General features: G+C 73.6%; 21 protein-coding genes. 6 read left to right on the forward strand and 15 right to left on the reverse strand.

All coding sequences use genetic code 11. The features are described from left to right. Nucleotide 1: 1 nt before the first annotated feature. The 9 genes from Sfr03f_RS03220 to Sfr03f_RS03260 are packed head-to-tail and all read right to left on the reverse strand — an operon-like array spanning nt 2 to nt 5,574. A complete protein-coding gene (locus Sfr03f_RS03220; RefSeq protein WP_170145026.1) occupies nt 2–253 on the reverse strand; it encodes a gas vesicle protein in 252 nt (83 codons plus the stop codon). Then, nucleotides 250–1,122, reverse strand: a complete 873-nt coding sequence (locus tag Sfr03f_RS03225) for a GvpL/GvpF family gas vesicle protein (protein WP_108952159.1) — start codon at nt 1,120–1,122, stop codon at nt 250–252. The genes Sfr03f_RS03220 and Sfr03f_RS03225 overlap by 4 nt, the downstream gene beginning before the upstream one ends. After that, nucleotides 1,119–1,553 carry a gas vesicle protein GvpJ gene (gvpJ, locus tag Sfr03f_RS03230; RefSeq protein ID WP_108953404.1) on the reverse strand — a complete coding sequence of 145 codons (435 nt, stop codon included), beginning with the start codon at nt 1,551–1,553 and terminating at the stop codon, nt 1,119–1,121. Before gvpJ (Sfr03f_RS03230) ends, Sfr03f_RS03225 begins: the two co-directional genes overlap by 4 nt. A 5-nt stretch (nt 1,554–1,558) precedes the next feature. After that, entirely contained in the window at nt 1,559–2,734 is a 1,176-nt protein-coding gene (locus tag Sfr03f_RS03235; protein ID WP_108952160.1) for an SRPBCC family protein, read from the reverse strand. Between the two features lie 5 nt (nt 2,735–2,739). After that, on the reverse strand, nt 2,740–3,414 hold the full coding sequence (locus Sfr03f_RS03240) for a hypothetical protein (protein ID WP_108952161.1): 675 nt from the start codon (nt 3,412–3,414) through the stop codon (nt 2,740–2,742). Next, entirely contained in the window at nt 3,411–3,698 is a 288-nt protein-coding gene (locus Sfr03f_RS03245) for a gas vesicle protein GvpG (protein WP_108952162.1), read from the reverse strand. The genes Sfr03f_RS03240 and Sfr03f_RS03245 overlap by 4 nt, the downstream gene beginning before the upstream one ends. Nucleotides 3,699–3,703: 5 nt before the next feature. Continuing rightward, entirely contained in the window at nt 3,704–4,627 is a 924-nt protein-coding gene (locus tag Sfr03f_RS03250; RefSeq protein ID WP_245967375.1) for a GvpL/GvpF family gas vesicle protein, read from the reverse strand. A gap of 2 nt (nt 4,628–4,629) precedes the next feature. Next, a complete protein-coding gene (gene gvpJ / locus Sfr03f_RS03255; protein ID WP_108952163.1) occupies nt 4,630–5,217 on the reverse strand; it encodes a gas vesicle protein GvpJ in 588 nt (195 codons plus the stop codon). A 30-nt stretch (nt 5,218–5,247) separates the two neighbouring features. Next, nucleotides 5,248–5,574 carry a gas vesicle protein GvpO gene (locus Sfr03f_RS03260; RefSeq protein WP_108952164.1) on the reverse strand — a complete coding sequence of 109 codons (327 nt, stop codon included), beginning with the start codon at nt 5,572–5,574 and terminating at the stop codon, nt 5,248–5,250. Nucleotides 5,575–5,727: 153 nt separating this feature from the next. On the opposite strand from Sfr03f_RS03260, the gene Sfr03f_RS03265 reads away from it, so the two are divergent. The 5 genes from Sfr03f_RS03265 (at nt 5,728) to Sfr03f_RS03285 (ending at nt 8,987) form a co-directional block, all read left to right on the forward strand. Then, complete coding sequence (locus tag Sfr03f_RS03265; RefSeq protein ID WP_108952165.1) at nt 5,728–6,297, forward strand: DUF2243 domain-containing protein; 570 nt, start codon at nt 5,728–5,730, stop codon at nt 6,295–6,297. Then, nucleotides 6,297–7,199: a cytochrome c oxidase assembly protein gene (locus Sfr03f_RS03270; protein WP_108952166.1), complete on the forward strand. Its 903-nt coding sequence runs from the start codon at nt 6,297–6,299 to the stop codon at nt 7,197–7,199. The genes Sfr03f_RS03265 and Sfr03f_RS03270 overlap by 1 nt, the downstream gene beginning before the upstream one ends. A 92-nt stretch (nt 7,200–7,291) precedes the next feature. Then, a complete protein-coding gene (locus tag Sfr03f_RS03275) occupies nt 7,292–7,945 on the forward strand; it encodes a dienelactone hydrolase family protein (protein ID WP_108952167.1) in 654 nt (217 codons plus the stop codon). A 56-nt stretch (nt 7,946–8,001) separates the two neighbouring features. Continuing rightward, complete coding sequence (locus Sfr03f_RS03280) at nt 8,002–8,664, forward strand: phosphoribosyltransferase (protein ID WP_108952168.1); 663 nt, start codon at nt 8,002–8,004, stop codon at nt 8,662–8,664. Beyond that, nucleotides 8,661–8,987 (forward strand): DUF6343 family protein, encoded by a 327-nt coding sequence (locus Sfr03f_RS03285; RefSeq protein WP_170145027.1) that lies wholly within the window; start codon nt 8,661–8,663, stop codon nt 8,985–8,987. Before Sfr03f_RS03280 ends, Sfr03f_RS03285 begins: the two co-directional genes overlap by 4 nt. 29 nt (nt 8,988–9,016) lie before the next feature. Here the strand turns inward: Sfr03f_RS03285 and Sfr03f_RS03290 are convergent, their stop codons facing one another. The 6 genes from Sfr03f_RS03290 to Sfr03f_RS03315 are packed head-to-tail and all read right to left on the reverse strand — an operon-like array spanning nt 9,017 to nt 15,383. Continuing rightward, nucleotides 9,017–10,633: a fused response regulator/phosphatase gene (locus tag Sfr03f_RS03290; RefSeq protein ID WP_108953406.1), complete on the reverse strand. Its 1,617-nt coding sequence runs from the start codon at nt 10,631–10,633 to the stop codon at nt 9,017–9,019. A gap of 38 nt (nt 10,634–10,671) precedes the next feature. Further along, the gene (locus Sfr03f_RS03295; protein ID WP_108953407.1) at nt 10,672–12,504 is read right to left on the reverse strand and encodes an ATP-binding response regulator; all 1,833 of its coding nucleotides are present in this window, start codon (nt 12,502–12,504) and stop codon (nt 10,672–10,674) included. Next, nucleotides 12,501–13,754, reverse strand: a complete 1,254-nt coding sequence (locus tag Sfr03f_RS03300) for an ATP-binding SpoIIE family protein phosphatase (RefSeq protein WP_108952169.1) — start codon at nt 13,752–13,754, stop codon at nt 12,501–12,503. Before Sfr03f_RS03300 ends, Sfr03f_RS03295 begins: the two co-directional genes overlap by 4 nt. Then, entirely contained in the window at nt 13,742–14,167 is a 426-nt protein-coding gene (locus Sfr03f_RS03305; RefSeq protein WP_108952170.1) for an anti-sigma regulatory factor, read from the reverse strand. The genes Sfr03f_RS03300 and Sfr03f_RS03305 overlap by 13 nt, the downstream gene beginning before the upstream one ends. After that, nucleotides 14,164–14,541: an STAS domain-containing protein gene (locus tag Sfr03f_RS03310; RefSeq protein ID WP_108952171.1), complete on the reverse strand. Its 378-nt coding sequence runs from the start codon at nt 14,539–14,541 to the stop codon at nt 14,164–14,166. Before Sfr03f_RS03310 ends, Sfr03f_RS03305 begins: the two co-directional genes overlap by 4 nt. After that, the gene (locus Sfr03f_RS03315; protein ID WP_245967376.1) at nt 14,538–15,383 is read right to left on the reverse strand and encodes an STAS domain-containing protein; all 846 of its coding nucleotides are present in this window, start codon (nt 15,381–15,383) and stop codon (nt 14,538–14,540) included. The genes Sfr03f_RS03310 and Sfr03f_RS03315 overlap by 4 nt, the downstream gene beginning before the upstream one ends. A gap of 479 nt (nt 15,384–15,862) precedes the next feature. On the opposite strand from Sfr03f_RS03315, the gene Sfr03f_RS03320 reads away from it, so the two are divergent. After that, a complete protein-coding gene (locus Sfr03f_RS03320) occupies nt 15,863–20,461 on the forward strand; it encodes a hybrid sensor histidine kinase/response regulator (protein ID WP_108952173.1) in 4,599 nt (1,532 codons plus the stop codon). Nucleotides 20,462–20,477 lie beyond the last annotated feature (16 nt).

Here is a 20,477-nt window from a genome sequence, read left to right on the forward strand (position 1 = left end):
CTCACAGGGGGCCGCTGTCGGCCCAGGGGGAGGGGACGCGGGCGGAGACGGAGGAGAGCAGGGCACGCAGGGAGAGCCGGACCAGCGGAACGTCGGCGATGGCGATGACCAGGTCGCCGCTGATCACCACGCCGGTGCCGAGCACCCGGTCGAGGAGGTCGACCAGGGGCAGGCCGACCGGCGCGTAGGGCTCCTCCCCGTCCCAGGGGACGGTGGGCGGGAGGCCGTCCTCCCGCGCGTCGGGAAGGATCACGGCGCCCCCGCCCCCGCCCCCGCCGTGGCGGCCGGCTGCTCCGGACGGGCGAAGGAGTAGGGGACCCACGGCCCCGACCAGCTGATCTCCACCGCACGCAGCCGCTCGTCGGCGCGCAGCTGCTCCAGCGCGCCGACGAACTCCGCGCGGCGGGCGTCGTCGACCAGGTAGGCCGCGTTCAGCAGCTGCGGGGCCTTGACGCCGGTCAGCTGCTCGCTCTGCGGGCGGTGGGAGGCCGCGTCCACGGCGTACGCCCGCAACGCCCGGTCGACGGTGAGGGCGAGTGCCCGGGCCCTCTCCTGCCGGTCCCGCAGCACGCGCCGCCGGGCGCTCGCCCGGCTGAGGTAGCTCCGGCCGCCCCCCGCACCGGCCGTGGCGGGCTGCTCGGCGGAACCGGAGGAGGAGGGAGCGGGGGAGGGGGGAGGCGGGGAGGGGGGAGCGGGCGCCTCCCGGACGGAGGCGTGCACCTTGACCGCCCACTCGGTCCGGCCGGCCAGCCGCTTGAGGGCTGCCAGGACGGTCTCCTCCCGGGCGGTCACCGCCGCCACCGCGTTGTCGTCGCTCAGGTAGACCGTGGCCAACGGCAGCGGCACGACCGGCCCGTGGGACGCGGCCGCCGCCACGCCCCGGTGGTGGGCGAGCGCGCACCGCTCCAGCTCCTCGGAACGGTCGAGCCGCTCGGTCAGCGCCTGCTCCTGGAAGTCGCCGGCGGGCACGTCCTGCACCACGAGGACCACCTCCCCCGCCTCCAGGGTGCGCAGGGGGCCGCCCCCTGGGTGTCCGGGGACGGCGGAGAGCGCCTCGCGGGGCGGGCGGGATGCACACAGGGCGAAGAGGTACGTGACGGTGCCGGTGTCGCTGCTGCTCATCGGGTGGGGCTCTCCGTGTACGGGTTCGTCTGCGTCTGCGTCTGCGTCTGCGTGTGCGCGGGTGTGCCGGTGTCGCTGCGCGTGGGCGTGCCGGTGTCGTGTCCGCCCTCGCCGTCGAGGCGGCGTTCCAGGGCCGCCAGGCGTTCGCGCAGCGTCTCGTTCTCCTCGGCCAGGGCGTCCCGGGCGGCGCGGGAGGACATCGCGGGGTCGGTCTCCCACCAGTCGATGCCCGCCCGCTTCGCCGTGTCGACGGAGGCGATGAACAGGCGCAGCCGGATGGTCAGGAGCTCGATGTCCAGCAGGTCGACCTTGATGTCGCCCGCGATGACCACGCCCTTGTCGAGGATGCGTTCCAGGAGGTCGGCGAGGGTGCTGTTGTTGGGCCCCGGGACGTGGACCGTCGTGGCCGTGGGGTCCACCCAGTCGGTCACCTCCGTCACGACGCTCCCCGCCTGCCGCGGCCGCGACCGCGGCGCCGCCGGGGCCGGCCCTCCTCCGGTTCGCTCTCCTCACCGTCCTCGTCGGACTCGGAGTCCCCGGACCGCTCGTCGTCGTCCGTGTCGTCCTCGTCCTCGTCGTCGTACGCGGCCCGTTCGTCGTCGTCGACGTCCTCCTCGTCGGCGTACTCGTCGTCGTCCTCCGCGTCCTCGTCCTCCTCCTCGTCGTCGTACGGCTCCTCGCCCTCGTCGCCGTAGGGCTCGTCGTCGAGCGAGTCGTCCGCCTCGTCCTCCCGGCCCTCCTCCCGGGCGTTCTCCTCGTCCTCCATCGCCTCCTCGTGGCTGCGGACCACCTCGCCCTCGCGGATCTCGCCGCGCCAGCCCTCCAGCTCCTCGTCGCCGTGGAGCGTGACGTGGCGCGCGAAGTGCTTGAGGTCCAGGCGCAGGCGGCGGCCCTGGGCGCGCCACAGGTTGCCGGTCTTCTCGAAGAAGCCCGACGGGAAGTACTCCACCACCAGCACGATGCGGGTCAGCCGCGGGGCGAGTTCGTGGAAGGTGACCGCGCCGCGGGTGGTGCCCTTGGCGCCCTCGGAGCTCCACACGATCCGGTCGTCCGGGATCTGCTCCTGGACGGTGGCCTTCCAACTGCGGCTGGAGGGGCCGACCTTCAGGTTCCAGTCGGAGGTGATCTCGTCCTTCTGGCTCACCCCGCGGACACCCTTGGTGAAGCCGCTGAACTCCTCGAACTGCGTCCACTGGTCGTAGGCCGTGCGCAACGGGACGGCCACGTCGAGGACCTCGACGATGTTGGTGGCCTTGCCGCTCCCCCCGCCGCCCTTTCCTCCGCCTCCTCCGCCGCCGCCTCCGCCCGTCAGCTTGTCCTTGACGTTGTCCTTCATGCCCTTGACCTTCTCGGAGAGCATGACCTTCGCCGGGTTCTCGCCCTTGACGACCCGTCCGGCGATGCGGCCCAGGCCGCCCGCCTTCTCGGCCTTGTCGCCCAGGCCGTCCGCCGAGTCGAGGAGCCGCTCGGTCACGCCGCTGAGCCGGTCACCCGCCTTCGACACCAGGCTGCTGCCCAGCGCTCCGAGCAACTCGCTGAAGGCGTCCTTCAGTTCGTCGATCGGCAGCCCTTCGTCCCGGCCGCCGCCGCGTTCCTGTCGTCCGTTCGCCATGCCGTTCACTTCCCTCGCCGAGAGCCGGAGCCGGACGCCGAGCCGGATCTGGCCGCCGTCTTCTTCTTCACCGCCGCGTTGGCCACCGCCGGCCCGGTCGAGGCCGCGCGGCGCACCGTGGCCCTGCGCGCGCTGCCCCGGTCGGCCGCGGAGTTGCGCAGGCCCGCGGAGCCGGCGGAGGTCCGCCGCGGGACGCCCGCGCCGGCGGCGGGCCCGTCGTCGTCCTCCTCGTCCTCCCCGTCCTCGTCCGCGTAGTCGTCGGCGTCCTCCTCGCGGTCTTCGCCGGACGGCTCCTCGTCGTACGCGTCGTCCTCGTCGTCACGGTCGTCGCGGTCGTCGGCGTCTTCGTCCCCGCGGCCCTCGGCCGCACCGGAGAGACGCTCGCCGCGGTCGCGCAGCGAGTCGCTGAGGTCGAGGAGCTTGCGGCGGGCGGCCGCGGTGACCGCGGCGCGGCCGGCCTCCACCACCTCGTGGCGCACCTGGTCGGCGAGGTCCTGGAACTGCGGGGTCTCCCGCAGCTTGGTGAGGCCCTGGGTGGCGAGCTGGGTGGGGGACATGCTGAAGCGCCGCCCCGCCAGGTAGGTGCCGACGGCCAGGGCCAGCTTGGCCTTCTTCGTCCGGCCGAGGAGGTATCCACCGGCGACGGCCGCGGCCATCGCCGCCTTGCAGTTCTGGTTCATCGAAGTCCCTCGGGAGTACGGGTGCGGGTGCCGGTGGCGGGCCGGCCGCCCACGCGGCGAACAGGGTTCTCCAGCAACCTCAGGAGGCGGTCCTCCTCCTTCTCGAAGGCCGCCTCGTCGATCTCGCCCTCGTCCAGGGCGCGGTGCAGCGCCGCCAGCCGCGCCTGCACCAGACGCGGGTCGCGGGCCTGGCGGTCGGCCTCGCGGGCCAGTTGGTCGGCGATCCACACGGTTCCCCGGACCGGGGCGAAGGGCAGCAGCAGGATCTCGGTGAACAGCCCCACGCCCCCTACCCCCTGGTCCCGGTACCGGCTGCGGGCCTGGTGGACCCGACCGAGCTCGCGGACCTGACGGAGCCGGCGGGCCTGGCGGAGCCGGCGGACCTCGTGAGCCTGGTGGGGCCCGCTCCGGCCGGCCGCGCACGGCCCGCCGCCGGCCCCGTCGTGATGGGGGCGTCCACGAAGCTGTAACAGGGCAGCGGTCCGGTCAGAGAGAGCGCGAGCCGGGGGCCCTGGCGCCGGGCCTGCTCCTCGACGGCACGCCGGAAACGCTGCTCGGCCTCCGCCGGCACCAGGAACGAGGCGCTCAGGACGACTGTGTCGTCCACCTCGCCGCGCGCCGTGCGGCGCGCCAGCGGTGTCAGCCGGTCCAGCACCTCGCGGGCGGCGAGCCGCGCCTCCCGGGTGACCGCCCGGGCCAGGGCCTCACCCAGCCGGACGTTGGCGTCGTAGTCGGGGCGGCGGCGGGTGCGCCGGGCCAGTTCGCGCAGCCCCTCGTCCCGCAGGACCAGGTCCTCGAAGCATCCCGGCACGGTGTGCCCCTTGACGTTCATCTCGACGCAGCCCCGGATCCGCTCCAGCTGCTCCTCGAACCGCGGCCGCTGGTCCCGGAGGTAGGACAGCAGCGTCTCCTCGTCGTGGGCGAGCACGGCGAAGCGCATGGGCAGGACGGGGCCCTGCCGGGCCAGCTCGTCGAGCACCGACTGGTGCGCCGCGAGGTGGCGGCGGCGGGCCCGGATCGCTGCGGGGGCCGAGGAGACCGCCGCGGACAGGGACCCGGAGGTCAGCAGGCGGACGGCGGCTCCGTCCACGCCCCGGGAGCGGGGCGCCCGGACCCCGGCCGCCGCGATCCCGTAGACGTACAGGGAGCCGCCGGCGGCCGGCGGCGCCGCGGGGGCGCCGCCGGAGGGGACGGTGGAAGCAGTGGTGGCCACGGTCAGGCCTCCGAACGGCGGCGTGCGCGCGGCCGGTCCCGGTCGCGCTCCCGGTCCCGGTCGCGGTCGCGCCCACGGTCCCGGGCGGCCCCGGCCGGGCGGCGGCGGTCGTCGTCGGCCCTGCGGCGGCGCTGCCGGGGCCTCTCCTCGTACTCCTCCTCGCCGAGGTCCTCGTCCGCGGCGCCCTCGGCGTAGCCGGCGTCCTCGGCGTCCTCGTCGGCCGGCGCGTCCGTGCCGAGCACGCCGCGCACCTTGTCGCCCAGCGAGCGGCCGGCCTTGCGGGCGCCCGCCTTGACGGCCGTCCTGCCCACGGCCCCGCCGCCGAAGAGTTCCGGCACGGTCTTGCTGCGGGAGGTCCGCTCCAGGTCGAGACGGTTGCAGGCCTCGGCGAACCGCAGATAGGTGTCGACGCTCGCCACGACGATGCGGGCGTCGATCTTTATGATCTCGATGCCGACCAGGGAGACCCGGACGAACACGTCGATGACCATGCCGCGGTCGAGGATCAGGTCGAGGACGTCGTACAGAGTGCCCGCGCGCGGCACGCAGGCCAGTTCGTCGGCGTACGGGGACGGAGTCACGACGGTCATGGGCGTTCCTTCCGGAAGGGGTGCGGCCGCCTACTGGTCGGCGCCCCCGCGCCGGTAGCGAGCGGTGCGGCAGTACTGGACCATCCGGCCGTCGGCGTCCAGTTCCACCTCGTAGGTCGCGAGCAGGCTGGTGGTGTCGGGGATGCGGGCCAGTTCCAGCACGTCGAGGACGACGCTCCAGCCGCCCTCCTCGCTCCGGCGGACCGCCGACACGCCCTCCTGCGGATGGTGGACGAGTGCCGCCAGCTCGTCGGCGGCGCACCGCGCCGCCTCGACCGCGCTGCGGACCCTGCGCTCCCGGGGAGCACGCCTGGTGGCCGTGGCCGAGGCGCGTCGCCGCTCACCGTTGTCTGCCATGGGACAACTCTTGCCTCACCACGCGCTCCGGCGCGTGCGCAGGTGGTCCGACCGGGTGCCCGACCCCACCCCCGGTGGTTCGGAACCCGACCGCAGGGAAACCGTGCCCGGGACACCGCGTGGGACCCGCCCGGCGGGGACGGAAGGACAGGCATGGAGACACAGGACGGCGCGCAGGCGCGCACGGCGACGCCCAGCGGTCTCCGGCTGCCCGGCATCCTGCTGGGGGCGGGTCTCGGAGGGTTCGTCGACGGCATCCTCCTCCACCAGATCCTGCAGTGGCACCACCTGCTCAGCAGCACCGACCAGGACCGCGTCGGGATCCGGTACTACGACCCGGGGACCGTGCCGGGGCTGGAGATGAACACCGTCTGGGACGGCATCTTCCACGCGCTCTGCTGGCTGTTGGTGCTGGCGGGTCTCGCCGTCCTGTACGGCAGGGTGACGCACGACCGGCGGGCGGTGTGGACCTCGCCGGTGCTCTGGGGATGGGTGCTGTTCGGCTGGGGCGTCTTCAACATCGCCGAGGGCCTGCTGAACCATCAGATCCTCGGCGTGCACCACGTGCGCGCCGGTGCGCACCAGGCGTGGTGGGACGCCGGGTTCCTGGTGCTCGGCGTCCTGCTGATGGCGGTCGGCCACCTGGTGCGGCGCCGCGGCCGCGCGGTCGACCCGTCCGCCCCGCGTGAGGCCGGCCGGACGGCCCGCGGCCACGGCGTCTGATGGAGCACGGGCCGCACCACCACCACGACGGCGGCGGCGACCCCGGGGTGCCCGAGCTCCTGGGCTCCGCGTCCGCCCTGCCGGTCCTGCTGGTCCTGGCCGCCCTGGCGTGCGGCTTCCTCCTCGCCGTGCGGCGGGCCCGGCGCCGCAACCCGGCGCGCGGCTGGAACACCCGCCGCACGGTGTCCTTCCTGGCCGGTCTGGCACTGCTCGCCGTGGCGCTGCTGCCCCCGCTGGGACCGGCGGCGCACTCCGACTTCCGCGCGCACATGGCCCAGCACCTGCTGATCGGGATGTACGCCCCGCTCGCCCTGGTGCTGGCCGCGCCGGTCACCCTGCTGCTGCGGGTGCTGCCCGCCGCGTCCGCCCGCCGGGTGACGGCGGTGCTGCACAGCCCGCCGGCCCGCTTCCTCTCCCACCCGGCGGTGGCGCTGCTGCTGAGCACCGGCTCGCTGGTGCCGCTGTACTTCACCCCTCTGTACGGCACCCTCATGGCGCACCCGGCCGGGCACTGGCTGCTGCACCTGCACCTGCTCGCGTCCGGCTGCCTCTTCGCCCACGCCGTCGCCGGACCGGACCCGGCGCCCGCCCGCCCCGGGGTGCCGGCCCGGCTGGTGTACCTCGGGGCCGCGATCGCCGCGCACGCGCTGATCTCGCAGGCCCTGTACGGCGGGTTCCACGTGTACGTCGACGCCCCGGTCGCCGAGGTCCGGCAGGGCGCGGAACTCATGTACTGGGGCGGCGACCTCGCCGAGCTGCTGCTGGCCGGGGCGCTGGTGGCGACCTGGCGGCCGGCACGCCGGCCCGGCGCCGGGTCCGCTGCGGCGCTCGGCCCGGTACGCGCGGCCCCGGACGGGGTACCCGGGCCGGGACGCCGGAGCGCGGCGCACCCGTCGGCCTGAGCAGGACGCGCGGCTCCGGCGCGGGCCCGCACGCCGTGGTGCGTCGGGCCCGGAAGCAGGGCGACGCCGGCAGCACAGGGAGATGAACCGCCATGACGTCCCGCAGCGCCGAACTCCCCTCCCAGGGGGTGACCCTGGACGGCGACCTCGCCGTCCCACCGGGGGCGCGCGGCGTGGTGCTGTTCGCCCACGGCAGCGGCAGCTCACGCCTCAGCCCCCGCAACCGCGCGGTCGCCGAGGGACTGCGCCGGGCGGGGTTCGCGACCCTCCTGATGGACCTGCTGACGCCTGCCGAGGAACGCGAGGACACCGCCACGGCGGCGCTCCGCTTCGACATCGCCCTGCTCTCCGGGCGGCTCGCCGACGCCGTGGACTGGCTGGGCAGCGACCCGGACACCGCCGGCCTGCCGGTCGGCCTGTTCGGCGCGAGCACCGGGGCGGCCGCCGCCCTCACGGCGGCGGCCGGACGGCCGGGCGCGGTCGGCGCGGTCGTCTCCCGGGGCGGCCGCCCCGACCTGGCCGGTGACGCGCTGGCGCGGGTCGGCGCACCGGTGCTGCTGATCGTCGGCGGGCACGACGAGACGGTCCTCGACCTCAACCGGCAGGCCGCCATGCACCTGCCCGGCGTCCACCGCGTCCACGTCGTGGGCGGCGCGACCCACCTCTTCCCGGAACCCGGCGCGCTCGAGGAGGTCACGCGGGCCGCGGCCGACTGGTTCCAGGAGCACCTCGCGGTGCACGGCTGACCGCGGCCGACAGGGGGGGACGACCCGTTACGGGGGAGCGAGGAGACGAGACGTTCATGCGATTCCACGACCGCCGGGAAGCCGGCCAGGAACTCGGATTCCGGCTCATGCAGTGGGCCTCCGACGGCGAACTCTTCGAGCCCGTCGTCCTCGCGCTGCCCCGTGGCGGCGTACCGGTGGCCGCCGAGGTCACCCGCGCCCTCGGCGCGCCGCTGGACGTGCTGGTGGTGCGCAAGATCGGCGTGCCCGGCCGGCCCGAGGTCGGCATCGGCGCCGTCGTCGGCGACGACCCGCCCCTGTTCGACCGGACGTCGCTGGACATGCTGGGCCTGAGCGAGGAACGCCTCGCCGCGGACGTGGCCCGGGAGCGGGAGGAGGTGCGGCGGCGCTCCCTGCGCTACCGGGGCGAGCGGCCCCTGCCGGACGTCCTGCACCGGGCGGTGATCCTCGTCGACGACGGCCTGGCCACCGGCGTCACAGCCCGCGCCGCGCTGCGCCACCTGCGCCGCCGGGAACCCTCCCGGCTGATCCTCGCCGTCCCCGTCGGCGCCCCGCAGGCCGCCGCCGCTCTGCGGGCGGAGGCCGACGACGTGATCTGCCTGCGGCAGCCGCCGGACTTCCAGGCGGTCGGGCTCTGGTACGAGGACTTCGAACAGGTGGGCGACGACGAGGTGATCCGGATCCTCGACGCGTCGAGGCGACAGGAGGCGTCCTCATGAGCGGCGACGGCCCCGGCCGCCAGGACCCCGCGCGCGGTGACCGCCGGGCGGCCGACCGGCGCTCGCGCCGCAGCGGCACGGAACCGGTCACCGCGCGCAGCGCGCTCGGGCTGCGCCTGCTGCTGTCGGCCGTCTTCCTGCCGGTCTTCGTCGCGCTGACGGTCCTCTTCGCCCTCTGGGCCGCCGACGCAGGGCCCGGGGAGAGCCCCGACCGCGGCATGCTGGTCGCCTTCACCGTGGTGTGCGCGCTGGTCGCGCTGCTGGCCGCGGTGGACCTGCTGGTCGTCCTGCGCAGGCGCGGGCGCGCACGCCACGGCGCCTGACACCGGACGGCCGGTGGCCTCGGGGGCGGTCAGTGCAGCCGTGCCGCGAGCAGGGCGATGTCGTCCGTCTTGCCCTTGCCGAACCGGTCCAGGAGCACGTCGCACAGCTCCTCGATCTCGCGCGGGGCCTCGGCGAGGGTCGCCCCCAGTTCGTCGAGGCTCTCGGTGAGGTCCACGCCGGGCACCTCGACCAGGCCGTCGGTGAGGAGCAGCAGCGTCGAGCCCTCCGGCACGTCGTGGCTCACCCCCGGCGGATGCCGCAGGTTCAGGCCCAGCAGCGGGCCGTGCTCGGTCAGATAGCGCGTGGAGCCGTCCGGGTGCCGCAGCAGCGGCGGGATGTGGCCCGCGTTCGCGACGTGGACCCGGCGGGCGCCGGGCTCCACCAGCACCAGGCAGACGGTGACGGTGATCGCCGGCCGCAGCCGGGTGAGCAGGGCGTCCAGCCGGTCCAGCAGGGTGCGCGGGTCGTGGCCCTCGATGGCGTAGGCGCGCAGCGCGTGCCGCACCTCGCCCATGATCATCGCCGCCTGCAGGGAGTGCCCCGCCACGTCGCCGATGGCCAGCAGCAGACCGGCCGGCGTCTCGATCACCTCGTAGAAGTCGCCGCCGATCTCCGAGTCGTCGGCCGCCGGCTCGTAGCGCACCGCGAGGTCGACGCCCGGCAGCTCCGGGAGCCGGTCCGGGAGGAAGGTGCGCTGGAGGGTGAGCACCAGCGCGTGTTCCTCGCTGCGCGAGCGCAGCGCCTCCAGTGCCAGCGCGCACGCCTGGGCCAGCTGCGACAGCAGCTCCCGGTCGTCGACCAGCGTCTCGGCGTCCACGGCGAGCGCGAACGGAGGCCGGCCCTTCTTGGTGCGGGCCAGTATCAGGGCGACCTCGCCGGGGAAGACGTCCGCCCCGGCGGCGTCGCCCTCCCGGCACACCAGGGCACGCCACTCGGCCGCCGGCAGTATCGCCGTCGCCGTGCCGGTGCCGTCGCCGAGCACCCGGCCGGCCAGCAGGTCCAGCAGCCGCGGCTCCGGGGCGGACATGCGCACCGGCGGGGCGTCGCCCGCCGGGACGGGCCCGTGTCCCGGCGCGCGCTCCGCGGAGGCCAGGTGCAGCAGGCGGTTGTCCGGGCTCAGCGCCACGGCCACCGCGGGCGACCCCATCAGCGTGGCCGCGCCCGCCGCGGCCGCCTCGGTGAACGCGCGGCCGTCCCTGGCCGCGTACACCGCCAGGGTGCTGCTGTTGAGGGCCGCCACCCGGGCCGCCAGCCGCTCGGCGCGGCGGCGGGCCCGCGCGTAGCGCAGCGCGGCGGTGACGGTGGCCAGCAGCTCGTCCGGGGCGATCGGCTCCGTGAGGTACGCGTCGGCGCCCCGGTGCAGGCCCTGGGCGCGGTCGCTCACCTCGATGGCGGTCGCCGAGATGTGGATGACCGGCAGCGAGGCGGTGCGCGGGTCCGCCTTGATCTGCTCGCAGACCTCGAAGCCGCTCATGTCGGGCAGCCGCACGTCCACCACGGCCAGCTCCGGCAGCTCCCCGTCCGCCGCCGCGGCCAGCAGGGCCAGGCCCTCCGTGCCGTCGGCGGCCTCCACCACCGTGTGGCCCGCCCGGCGCAGCCAGCTGCTGATGATGTAGCGCTTGGTGTCGTTGTCGTCGAGCACCATCACCTTGGCGACGGCGCTGTCGTGCTGAAGACAGGGGCTCACGACCGTGGGTCCTTCCTGATCGCCCCCTGTGTCCTGCTCTCCCCCCGCTCCGCCCCGTCCCCCCGCTCCGCCCGGTCCCCGCGCAGCACGTGCTCGGTGAAGACCGCCGTGAGCTGCGCCGGCGACAGGGACGCCTTGTCCAGCACCGTGCGGGCGTGCCGGAGACGGCCGTGGTCCAGGCTCTCCCACCGTGCCGAGGTGACCACGACGACCGGGACGCCGCGCAGCTCCGGGTCGGCGGCGAGCTCGGCCAGCACCGCGTAGCCGTCCAGGTCCGGCATCTGCAGGTCCAGCAGGACCGCGTCCGGGCGCTCCTCGCGGACCACCGCGCACGTGCGGCCGCCCCGGTCCACCTCGACGACCCGCTCCGCCAGCTGTTCCAGCAGCGGCCGGACGGCGGCGCGGAAGGCGTCGTCGTCGTCCGCCGTCACCAGGACGGCCAGCAGCGGACCGCCCGCCACCTCGCCTCCCGCCCCGGACGGCGAGGACCGCACCGGCAGCCGCACGGTGACCTCGGTGCCCTGCCCCGGGGCGCTGGTCAGCGCGAGGGTGCCGCCGAGCAGCTCGGTCAGCCGGCGCGCGTACGGCAGGCCCAGACCGGTGCCGGAGCGGCCCCGCTGATGCGGCCCGCGCACCTGGTAGAACTCCTCGAAGATCTGCTGCTGCTCCGCCTCGGGTATGCCCACGCCGGTGTCCGTGACGGTGAAGACCACGAACTCGTCCCCCGCGCCGCCCTCGGTGGCGACGTCGAGCCGCACCGTGCCGGACTCGGTGAACTTCAGCGCGTTGGAGAGCAGGTTGCGCAGGACGCGGGTGAGCATCACCTCGTCGCTGACCACGGTCAGCTCCGGCTCGGCCACGACCAGCTCGGCGTCGCCGTGCCGCGCGTACCCGCGCAGCACGCCCGTCAGCTGACCGAGCAGCGCCCGCAGGTCCACCGGCCCCCAGTTCGGCTCCAGCCGGCCCGACTCCGCCTTCGCGACGTCCAGCAGCTCGTCGACGAGCGCGAGCAGCGTCGCGCCCGAGGCGGCGATCAGGGAGACCTGCCGGTGCTGCTCCTCGTCGAGCCGCTCCGCGTCGAACTCCAGCAGCATCCGCGCCAGACCCACCACGGCGTTGACCGGGGTGCGCAGCTCGTGGCTGACGTTGGCCCAGAACCGGGTCTTCGCCTCGCTCGCCTCCCGCAGCTGGCGCGACTTCTCCTCCAGCTCGGCGTACAGCGCGACGACGCCCCGGTTGGTCTCCTCCAGCTCCTCGGAGAGCTCCGAGTACAGGGCCATCACACCGCGGTTGGTCTCCTCAAGCTCGGCGTTGAGCCGGCGCAGCTCCTCGCGCTGGGCCCGCGACTCCTCCAGCGCCGCTATCAGGTCGACGGTCTGCGCCCGCGCGTCCTCCACCGCGGTCGCCCCCTTGTGGGTCCGCAGGGCCTGACGGGTGCGCTCGACGAGGGCGGGCGCGGGGGCGTCCACGCCCAGCGGCTGCTCGATCACCAGGCTCCGCTCCACGGGCAGGTGCTCCAGCGCCACCAGCCGGGAGGCGGCCCGCAGCGCCTCCGCACCCGGACCCGGGCCGTCCTTCCACACCAGCGCGAAACGCAGGCGGGGGCGCGTTCGGCCGACCAGGGTGCAGGAGACCGTCAGCTCGCAGGACCCGATCAGGTCCCGGCCCAGCTCGCTGAGAGCGGTGGCCAGGCGGATCTGGTCCTGCGGCTCCACGCCGAGCGACCGGGCCGCCGTCTTGCCGCTGCGGCGCAGCACGAAGACGTCCTGCTCGGTGGTGAGGGACAGCGAGACCAGCGGAACCGCCCCGGGGGACGAGGCTGTGCTCACCACGGCCCCTTGGCCACGACGACGCCGGCGTCGTCGCGGCGGACGCCCGCCTCGCGCAGCAGCTGGGCGGCCGCCACCAGTGGCGTGTGGTCGAGGAAACCGGGCAGGTCCGAAGGCTGCCAGCGCTCGGTGAGACCGTCGGAGTGCATCACCACCGCGCCCTGCGGCGGCAGGTCCAGCCGGACGGTGCGCAGGGTCGGCATCTGGTGACCCACGATCCCCGGCGCGGACAGCAGGGAACGCCGCGTCTCGGTCGCCGGGTCGACGACGAAGGTGCTGATGTTGCCGACGCCGCAGAAGAACACGCTGCGGGTCGCGGGCTCGATCCGCGCCACGGCGATCGCGCCGCCGCGGCTGCCGCGCAGCGCCTTGTGCACGTCCTGGAGCACGCCCTCGGGCTGATCCGACGCCGAGTTGCGGAACGCGGTGACCGCGGCCTGCGCGGCACGCCCGGCGAGCGGCCCGTGACCCAGGCCGTCGCAGCACATGACCAGGACGGCCCGCTCGCCGGACGCGGTCACGGCACGGGCAGCGCGCGGGGCACTCCGGTCCCGCAGCGGGGTGGCGTCCTCGGGCGGGGGCCGCAGACCGGTGAGTTCGGCCCACCCCAGGTGCCGGGCGGGCTTCGCGGTACGTCCGGCGGACGCCTCGTCGTCGGGCGCCTCGGAACCGACCGGCAGGGAGGCGGCCGCCTGGCACTCGTCCCGCGCGCCGACCAGGCGCGCCGCCCAGGCGTCGCCGCAGACCTCCTCGCCGGTGATCGTCCGCGTCAGGCCCTCGACCAGCGGTGTGCCGGCGGGCGGCTCCTGCCGCCGGTCCGCCGGCCTCCTCCAGAACCGGGCCGTGAGGACGGTCCCCCGCCCCGGCAGCGAGTGCAGCCGGAAGACGTCCGCGAGCCGGGATATCGCGCCCAGACCGATGCCGAGGGTGCCCGCGGTGGAGGTGCCGTCGGTGAGGGACTTGGCCACGTCGGCCATGCCCGGACCGGCGTCGGTCGTGACGAACTCCACGCCGGCCTCGTGCGGCGTGCGCACGACACGGAGCAGGAGGGCACCGTCGACGGCGTGCCGGCGCAGGTTGGTCGCGGCCTCGCTCACCGCGAGGGCGACCTCGGCGCACCGCTGCTCGTCGAAGCCGATGCGCCGGGCCACCGTCACGGCGGCGATCCGGGCCGCGGCCGGGAAGGACTCCTGGTCGCGGAGCCAGGTGACGTCCTCCGCGTCCAGGACCTCCCAGCTCAGCGGGCCCATTTGGTCACCGCGACCCGGGTTCCGCCGCCGACCTCGGTGTCCAGGGTGAACTCGTCGACCAGGCGGCGTGCGCCGCTGAGACCGAGACCGAGACCTCCGCCGGAGGTCCAGCCGTCGGTCAGCGCCTGGTCGATGTCGGGGATGCCCGGACCGTCGTCGTCGAAGATCGCGCTCACGCCGGTCCGGCCGGCACGCCGGACCAGACCGATGCGCAGGACCCCGCCGCCGCCGTAGACGAGCGTGTTGCGCGCCAGCTCGCTCGCCGCGGTGACCAGCTTGGTCTGGTCGACCAGCGACAGCTTGCAGCGCTGGGCGAGGGTACGCACCAGCTGGCGGGCCCGCACGACGTCGTCGTTCGAGTCGATCGGCATGGTCTCTTCGTCGGCGTCGAGATCGGGCAGCGGCGCCTTCATCGCTGTGCCGGACGGTGGTCGCCCGGCCGTGCCAGCATGGCGAGGCCCTTCTCCAGCGAGAGAGCGGTCCGCACGCCGCCGAGGGACAGGCCCAGCTCGACCAGGGTGATCGCCACGGCGGGTCTCATGCCGACGACCACGGTCTCCGCGTCGAGCATCCGGGAGATGGCGGCGGTGGTGGCGAGCATGCGGCCGACGAACGAGTCGACGATCTCGACCGCGGTGATGTCGATCACCACGCCGCGTGCCCCGGACTCCACGATCCGGCCGGCGAGGTCCTCCTGCAGGTCCAGGACGATCTGGTCCTCCAGGTCCACCTGGATGGACACCAGCAGGACGTCGCCGATCTTCAGTACGGGTACGCGCTCGGTCACGCCTGGCCGCCGTTGCCGGTCAGGTCGCCGCCGCGGCGGCCGAGAGCGTGCTTGAGGGCGTCGGCGAGCGACGCCTTGGTGACGATGTCGCCGAACTGGATGCCCAGGGCCACGATGGTCTGCGCAATCTGCGGGCGGATGCCGGAGATGATGCACTCGGCACCCATCAGCCGGGCGGCCACCACGGTCTTCAGCAGGTGCTGGGCGACCTCGGTGTCCACGGCGGGCACGCCGGTGATGTCGATGATCGCCTGGTCCGCGTCCGCGTCGACCAGGGCCTGGAGCAGCTTCTCCATCACCACCTGGGTGCGGGCCGAGTCGAGGGTGCCGACCAGCGGGACGGCCACCACGCCCTCCCACAGCTTCACCACCGGGGTGGAGAGCTCCATCAGCTGCTCGGACTGCGCGCTGATGATCTCCTCGCGGGTCTTGGCGTAGACCTCGAGCGTGAAGAGCGCGAGCGCGTCCATCAGCTTGCCGAGCTGCAGGTAGGCGTGGATGTCCGCGGCCCCGGTGTCCACCGTCGGCGCCAGGACGTCCTTGCAGGCGAGCACGCTGGTCGCGGTCTCGGTGGGGGTGAACCCCTGCCGGGCGCGGCTGCGCGACAGCTCGGCGAGCAGCGCCCGCAGCTCCGCGTACGCGTCGCCCTGCCAGTCGAACGCGCCGTGGCGCAGTCCGTCCACCAGCGCCGTGTACAGCTCGTTCAGCTCGCGCTCGAGTTCCGCCAGCGAGATCCGGCCGCGCAGCGTGCGCGAGACGGCCTCCACCCATGCCGAGGCCAGCTGGTCGTCCTTCGCTGTCAGCAGTTCGACCAGTCTGCTCGACTCTTCTTGCCCTGCCACCGCTGTGCTCCTTCGATACGCGCCCTGATGACCAGCGGTTTTCACGAGCCCGCCGGCCGTCGTCCACCCGGGCGGACAGCGTGGCCGAAGGGCCGCGCGGGGCGCGCGGGAAGTAGGACGACGGACATCATCTGGCTTCCGATACCCCAGCATGCCTGACACACACCTGCGAATTTTTCGCGAGGGTTCGGTGACCTCCGACGGCCGCCCGAGGGGGCCGGGCGGCCCGGGGCCTCGTGGCACGGGCCGTGGCCGAGTCGTACGGTGGACCGGGGAAAAGGTCCGCGGCGGCCGGAAATGGAGCCTGGCCGACCTGGGGTCGCCGGGGGCGTTTTCACTTCCTTCACAAGGTGAAGTAGCCTCCGGAATCGTCGTTCGACGGGGGCCGATCCCGTGAGCATGAAGCGGAGAACTTCGGGTATACGTGGAGTTCGCCGTGCGGCCCTTCGTCATGGCACCAACACGGAAAGAGGTCGGGCGTGGCTGAGGCGACGGCGGTCGAAGGTACGCGTGGCGCACCGCGGTCGCGGTCCTCGCGCGGGGGCGGGAAGACCGGAGCCGGCAAGATCGGCGAGGCGGAGCTGCGTCAGCTCCTGGCAGGTCTGACCGCGGTACGCGACGGCGACTTCGGGACCCGGCTCTCCGACGAGGAGGACGGCCTCCTCGGCGAGATCGCCACCGTCTTCAACGGGATGGTCGACCAGCTCTCCCTGTTCACCTCCGAGGTGACCCGGGTGGCCCGCGAGGTCGGCACCGAGGGCACCCTGGGCGGTCAGGCCGAGGTCCCCGGCGTCTCCGGCACCTGGGCGGATCTCACCGACTCGGTGAACGCCATGGCCGGCAACCTCACGACCCAGGTCCGCGACATCGCCCAGGTGGCGACCGCGGTGGCCAAGGGCGACCTGTCGCAGAAGATCGACGTCGACGCCCGGGGCGAGATCTTGGAGCTGAAGAACACCGTCAACACGATGGTCGACCAGCTCTCCTCCTTCGCCGACGAGGTCACCCGCGTGGCCCGCGAGGTGGGCAGCGAGGGCCGCCTCGGCGGCCAGGCCGAGGTGCCCGGCGTCGGCGGCGTGTGGCGCGACCTGACCGACTCCGTGAACTTCATGGCCGGCAACCTGACCGACCAGGTCCGCAACATCGCCCAGGTGACCACCGCGGTCGCCAAGGGCGACCTGTCGCAGAAGATCACCGTCAACGCCCGGGGCGAGATCCTGGAGCTGAAGAACACCATCAACACGATGGTCGACCAGCTCTCCTCCTTCGCCGACGAGGTCACCCGCATGGCGCGCGAGGTGGGCACCGAGGGCATTCTCGGCGGCCAGGCGGACGTCAAGGGCGTCTCCGGCACCTGGCGCGACCTGACCGACTCCGTGAACTTCATGGCCGGCAACCTGACGGCCCAGGTGCGCTCCATCGCCCAGGTCGCGACCGCGGTGGCCAAGGGCGACCTGTCGCAGAAGATCACCGTCACCGCGCGCGGCGAGATCCTGGAGCTGAAGAACACCATCAACACGATGGTCGACCAGCTCTCCGCGTTCTCCTACGAGGTGACCCGCGTCGCCCGCGAGGTGGGCACCGAGGGCCGGCTGGGAGGCCAGGCGGACGTCAAGGGCGTCTCCGGCACCTGGAAGGACCTCACCGAGTCGGTCAACGTCATGGCCGACAACCTCACCGCCCAGGTGCGCTCGATCGCCGAGGTCACCACCGCGGTCGCGCAGGGCGACCTGACGCAGAAGATCCGGGTGGACGCCCGTGGCGAGATCCTCGAGCTGAAGGAGACCATCAACACGATGGTCGACCAGCTCTCCGGCTTCGCCGACGAGGTCACCCGGGTGGCCCGCGAGGTGGGCACCGAGGGCAATCTGGGCGGCCAGGCGACCGTGCGCGGCGTCTCCGGCACCTGGAAGGACCTCACCGACAACGTCAACGTGATGGCCTCCAACCTGACCAGCCAGGTGCGCTCCATCGCGCAGGTCGCCACCGCGGTCGCCAGGGGCGACCTGTCGCAGAAGATCACCGTCGAGGCCAAGGGCGAGGTCGCCGCGCTGGCCGGTGTGATCAACACCATGGTCGACACCCTCTCCGCCTTCGCCGACGAGGTCACCCGCGTGGCCCGCGAGGTGGGCACCGAGGGACAGCTCGGCGGCCAGGCCCGGGTGCCCAACGTGGCCGGCACCTGGAAGGACCTGACCGACAACGTCAACTCCATGGCGAACAACCTGACCAACCAGGTGCGCAACATCGCCCTGGTGACCACCGCCGTGGCCAGGGGCGACCTGTCCAAGAAGATCGACGTCGACGCGCGCGGCGAGATCCTGGAGCTCAAGACCACCATCAACACGATGGTCGACCAGCTCTCCGCCTTCGCCGCGGAGGTCACCCGCGTCGCCCGCGAGGTGGGCAGCGAGGGCCGCCTCGGCGGCCAGGCCGAGGTCGAGGGCGTCTCCGGCACCTGGAAGCGCCTCACCGAGAACGTCAACGAGCTGGCCGGGAACCTCACCCGCCAGGTGCGAGCGATCGCCGAGGTCGCCAGCGCCGTGGCCGAGGGCGACCTGACCCGCTCCATCACGGTCGACGCCTCCGGCGAGGTCGCCGAGCTCAAGGACAACATCAACTCCATGGTGGAGTCCCTGCGCGAGACCACCCGGGCCAACCTGGAGCAGGACTGGCTCAAGTCGAACCTGGCGAAGTTCTCCTCCCTGATGCAGGGCCACCGCGACCTCGCCGTCGTCGCCGAGCTCGTCATGGACGAGCTCACCCCGCTGGTCTCCGCCCAGTACGGCGCCTTCTACCTCGCCGAGGAGAACGAGGGGAACACCGAGCTGAGCCTGGTCGGCTCCTACGGACGCCCCACCGCCTTCGAGGGCCACGCCCGCTACCGGCTCGGCGAGTCGCTGGTCGGCCAGGCGGCGCGCAGCCGCCGCACCATCGTCGTCCAGGAGGTGCCCGCCGACTACGTGGCCATCTCCTCGGGGCTCGGCGAGGCCGTCCCGAGCAGCCTGGTGGTCCTCCCGATCGTGGTGGAGGAGCAGGTGCTCGGCGTCATAGAGCTGGGCTCCTTCTCGCCGTTCAAGCAGGTGCACCAGGCCTTCCTGGAGCAGCTGATGGAGACGCTCGGCGTCAACGTCAACACCATCGTCGCCAACGCCCGTACCGACGAGCTGCTCGACGAGTCCCAGCGGCTCACCGCCGAACTCCAGGCCCGCTCCGCGGAGTTGCAGGTCCAGCAGGACGAACTGCAGCGCTCCAACGCCGAGCTGGAGGAGAAGGCCGCGCTGCTGGCCGCGCAGAACCGCGACATCGAGACCAAGAACCTGGAGATCGAGCAGGCCCGTCAGGAACTCGAGGCCCGCGCCCAGCAGCTGGCCCTGGCGTCGAAGTACAAGTCGGAGTTCCTGGCCAACATGAGCCACGAGCTGCGCACCCCGCTCAACAGCCTCCTGATCCTGGCTCAGCTGCTCGCGCAGAACCCGACGCGCAACCTGACGCCCAAGCAGGTCGAGTACGCGGGCATCATCCACTCGGCCGGCTCCGACCTGCTGCAGCTGATCAACGACATCCTCGACCTGTCCAAGGTCGAGGCGGGCAAGATGGACATCAACCCCGAGCAGGTGCCGCTGCGCCAGCTGGTCGAGTACGTCGAGGCCACGTTCCGGCCGATGACGACCCAGAAGAACCTCGACTTCACCGTCTCCACCGCGCCCGGCGTCCCCGAGCAGCTGCTCACCGACGACTCCCGGCTGCGGCAGGTGCTGCGCAACCTTCTGTCCAACGCGGTCAAGTTCACCGAGCACGGCAGCGTCGAGCTGCGCATCGAGACGGCCGAGACCGAGGACGTCCCGCCGTTCGTGCACCGCGGCGGACCGGTCGTCGCCTTCCAGGTGAAGGACACCGGCATCGGCATCGCCGAGCAGCACCTGGAGGCGATCTTCGGGGCGTTCCAGCAGGCCGACGGCACCACCAGCCGCAAGTACGGCGGCACCGGCCTGGGCCTGTCCATCAGCCGGGAGATCGCCCACCTGCTGGGCGGCGCCGTCACGGCCCGCTCCACGGTCGGCGAGGGCAGCACCTTCACGTTGTACCTCCCCGTCTCCCGCGGGGACTGGGAGAACGCCATAGGCGCGTCGCCCACGCCGGCCGCGCTGACCGCCGCCGCCGCCGACGAGTCCCAGGTGATCACCCAGGACGCCCGCCCGACGCCTGACGCCCGCCCCCGGCGACGTCTCCTGGTGGTCGAGGAGCGCAGCCGCGGGCTGCTCTCCCTGGTCGCCGAGAGCGCCGTCGGCGACCTGGCGGGCAGCGCCGGCCTCGGTAAGCCGGCCGGCGACATAGAGGTGATCACCGCGGTGGGCGCCCAGGAGGCCGCCGAGAGCCTGGCCGCCGGCCCGTTCCACTGCGTCGTGCTCGAGATCGACATGCCGCGCGACGAGGCCATCCGCTTCCTGCAGGCGATGGACGGCGACACCGCGCTCTCCACGGTGCCGGTGCTCGCCCACAACAGCCGCCGCCTGGACGTCTCCCAGGAGCAGCAGCTGCAGTTCCTCGCCCGGATGCGTCCGCTGGAGCTGATCTCCAGCCTGGACGAGCTGCGGGAGCGGATCACCCTGCACCTGTCGGCGGAGGAGCCCGGCGACGTCCTGCCCCTGGTACGCCAGGAGGAGAACCGGCGGCCCGCCGAGCGGACCGTGGCCGGCAGCCTCGCCGGGCGGACCGTGCTGGTCGTGGACGACGACGCCCGCAACCTGTACGCGCTCAGCGGCATCCTGGAGCTCCAGGGCATCGAGGTGCTGCACGCCGAGAACGGCCGCAAGGGCATCGAGTCGCTGCACACCCACCCGGAGATCGATCTCATCCTGATGGATGTGATGATGCCGGAGATGGACGGGTACACGGCCACCAGCGCGATCCGCCAGGACCCGCGCTACACGGACCTGCCGATCATCGCCGTGACCGCCAAGGCCATGCCCGGTGACCGGGAGAAGTCCCTGGCCTCGGGGGCCAGCGACTACGTGACCAAGCCCGTGGACGCCAACGACCTGATCGCCTGCATCGAGCGCTGGCTGTCCGACTGACAGTGGTGCGGGGCGC

Origin of the sequence: Streptomyces fragilis (genome assembly GCF_003112515.1) — a bacterium.
Taxonomy (GTDB): domain Bacteria; phylum Actinomycetota; class Actinomycetes; order Streptomycetales; family Streptomycetaceae; genus Streptomyces; species Streptomyces fragilis.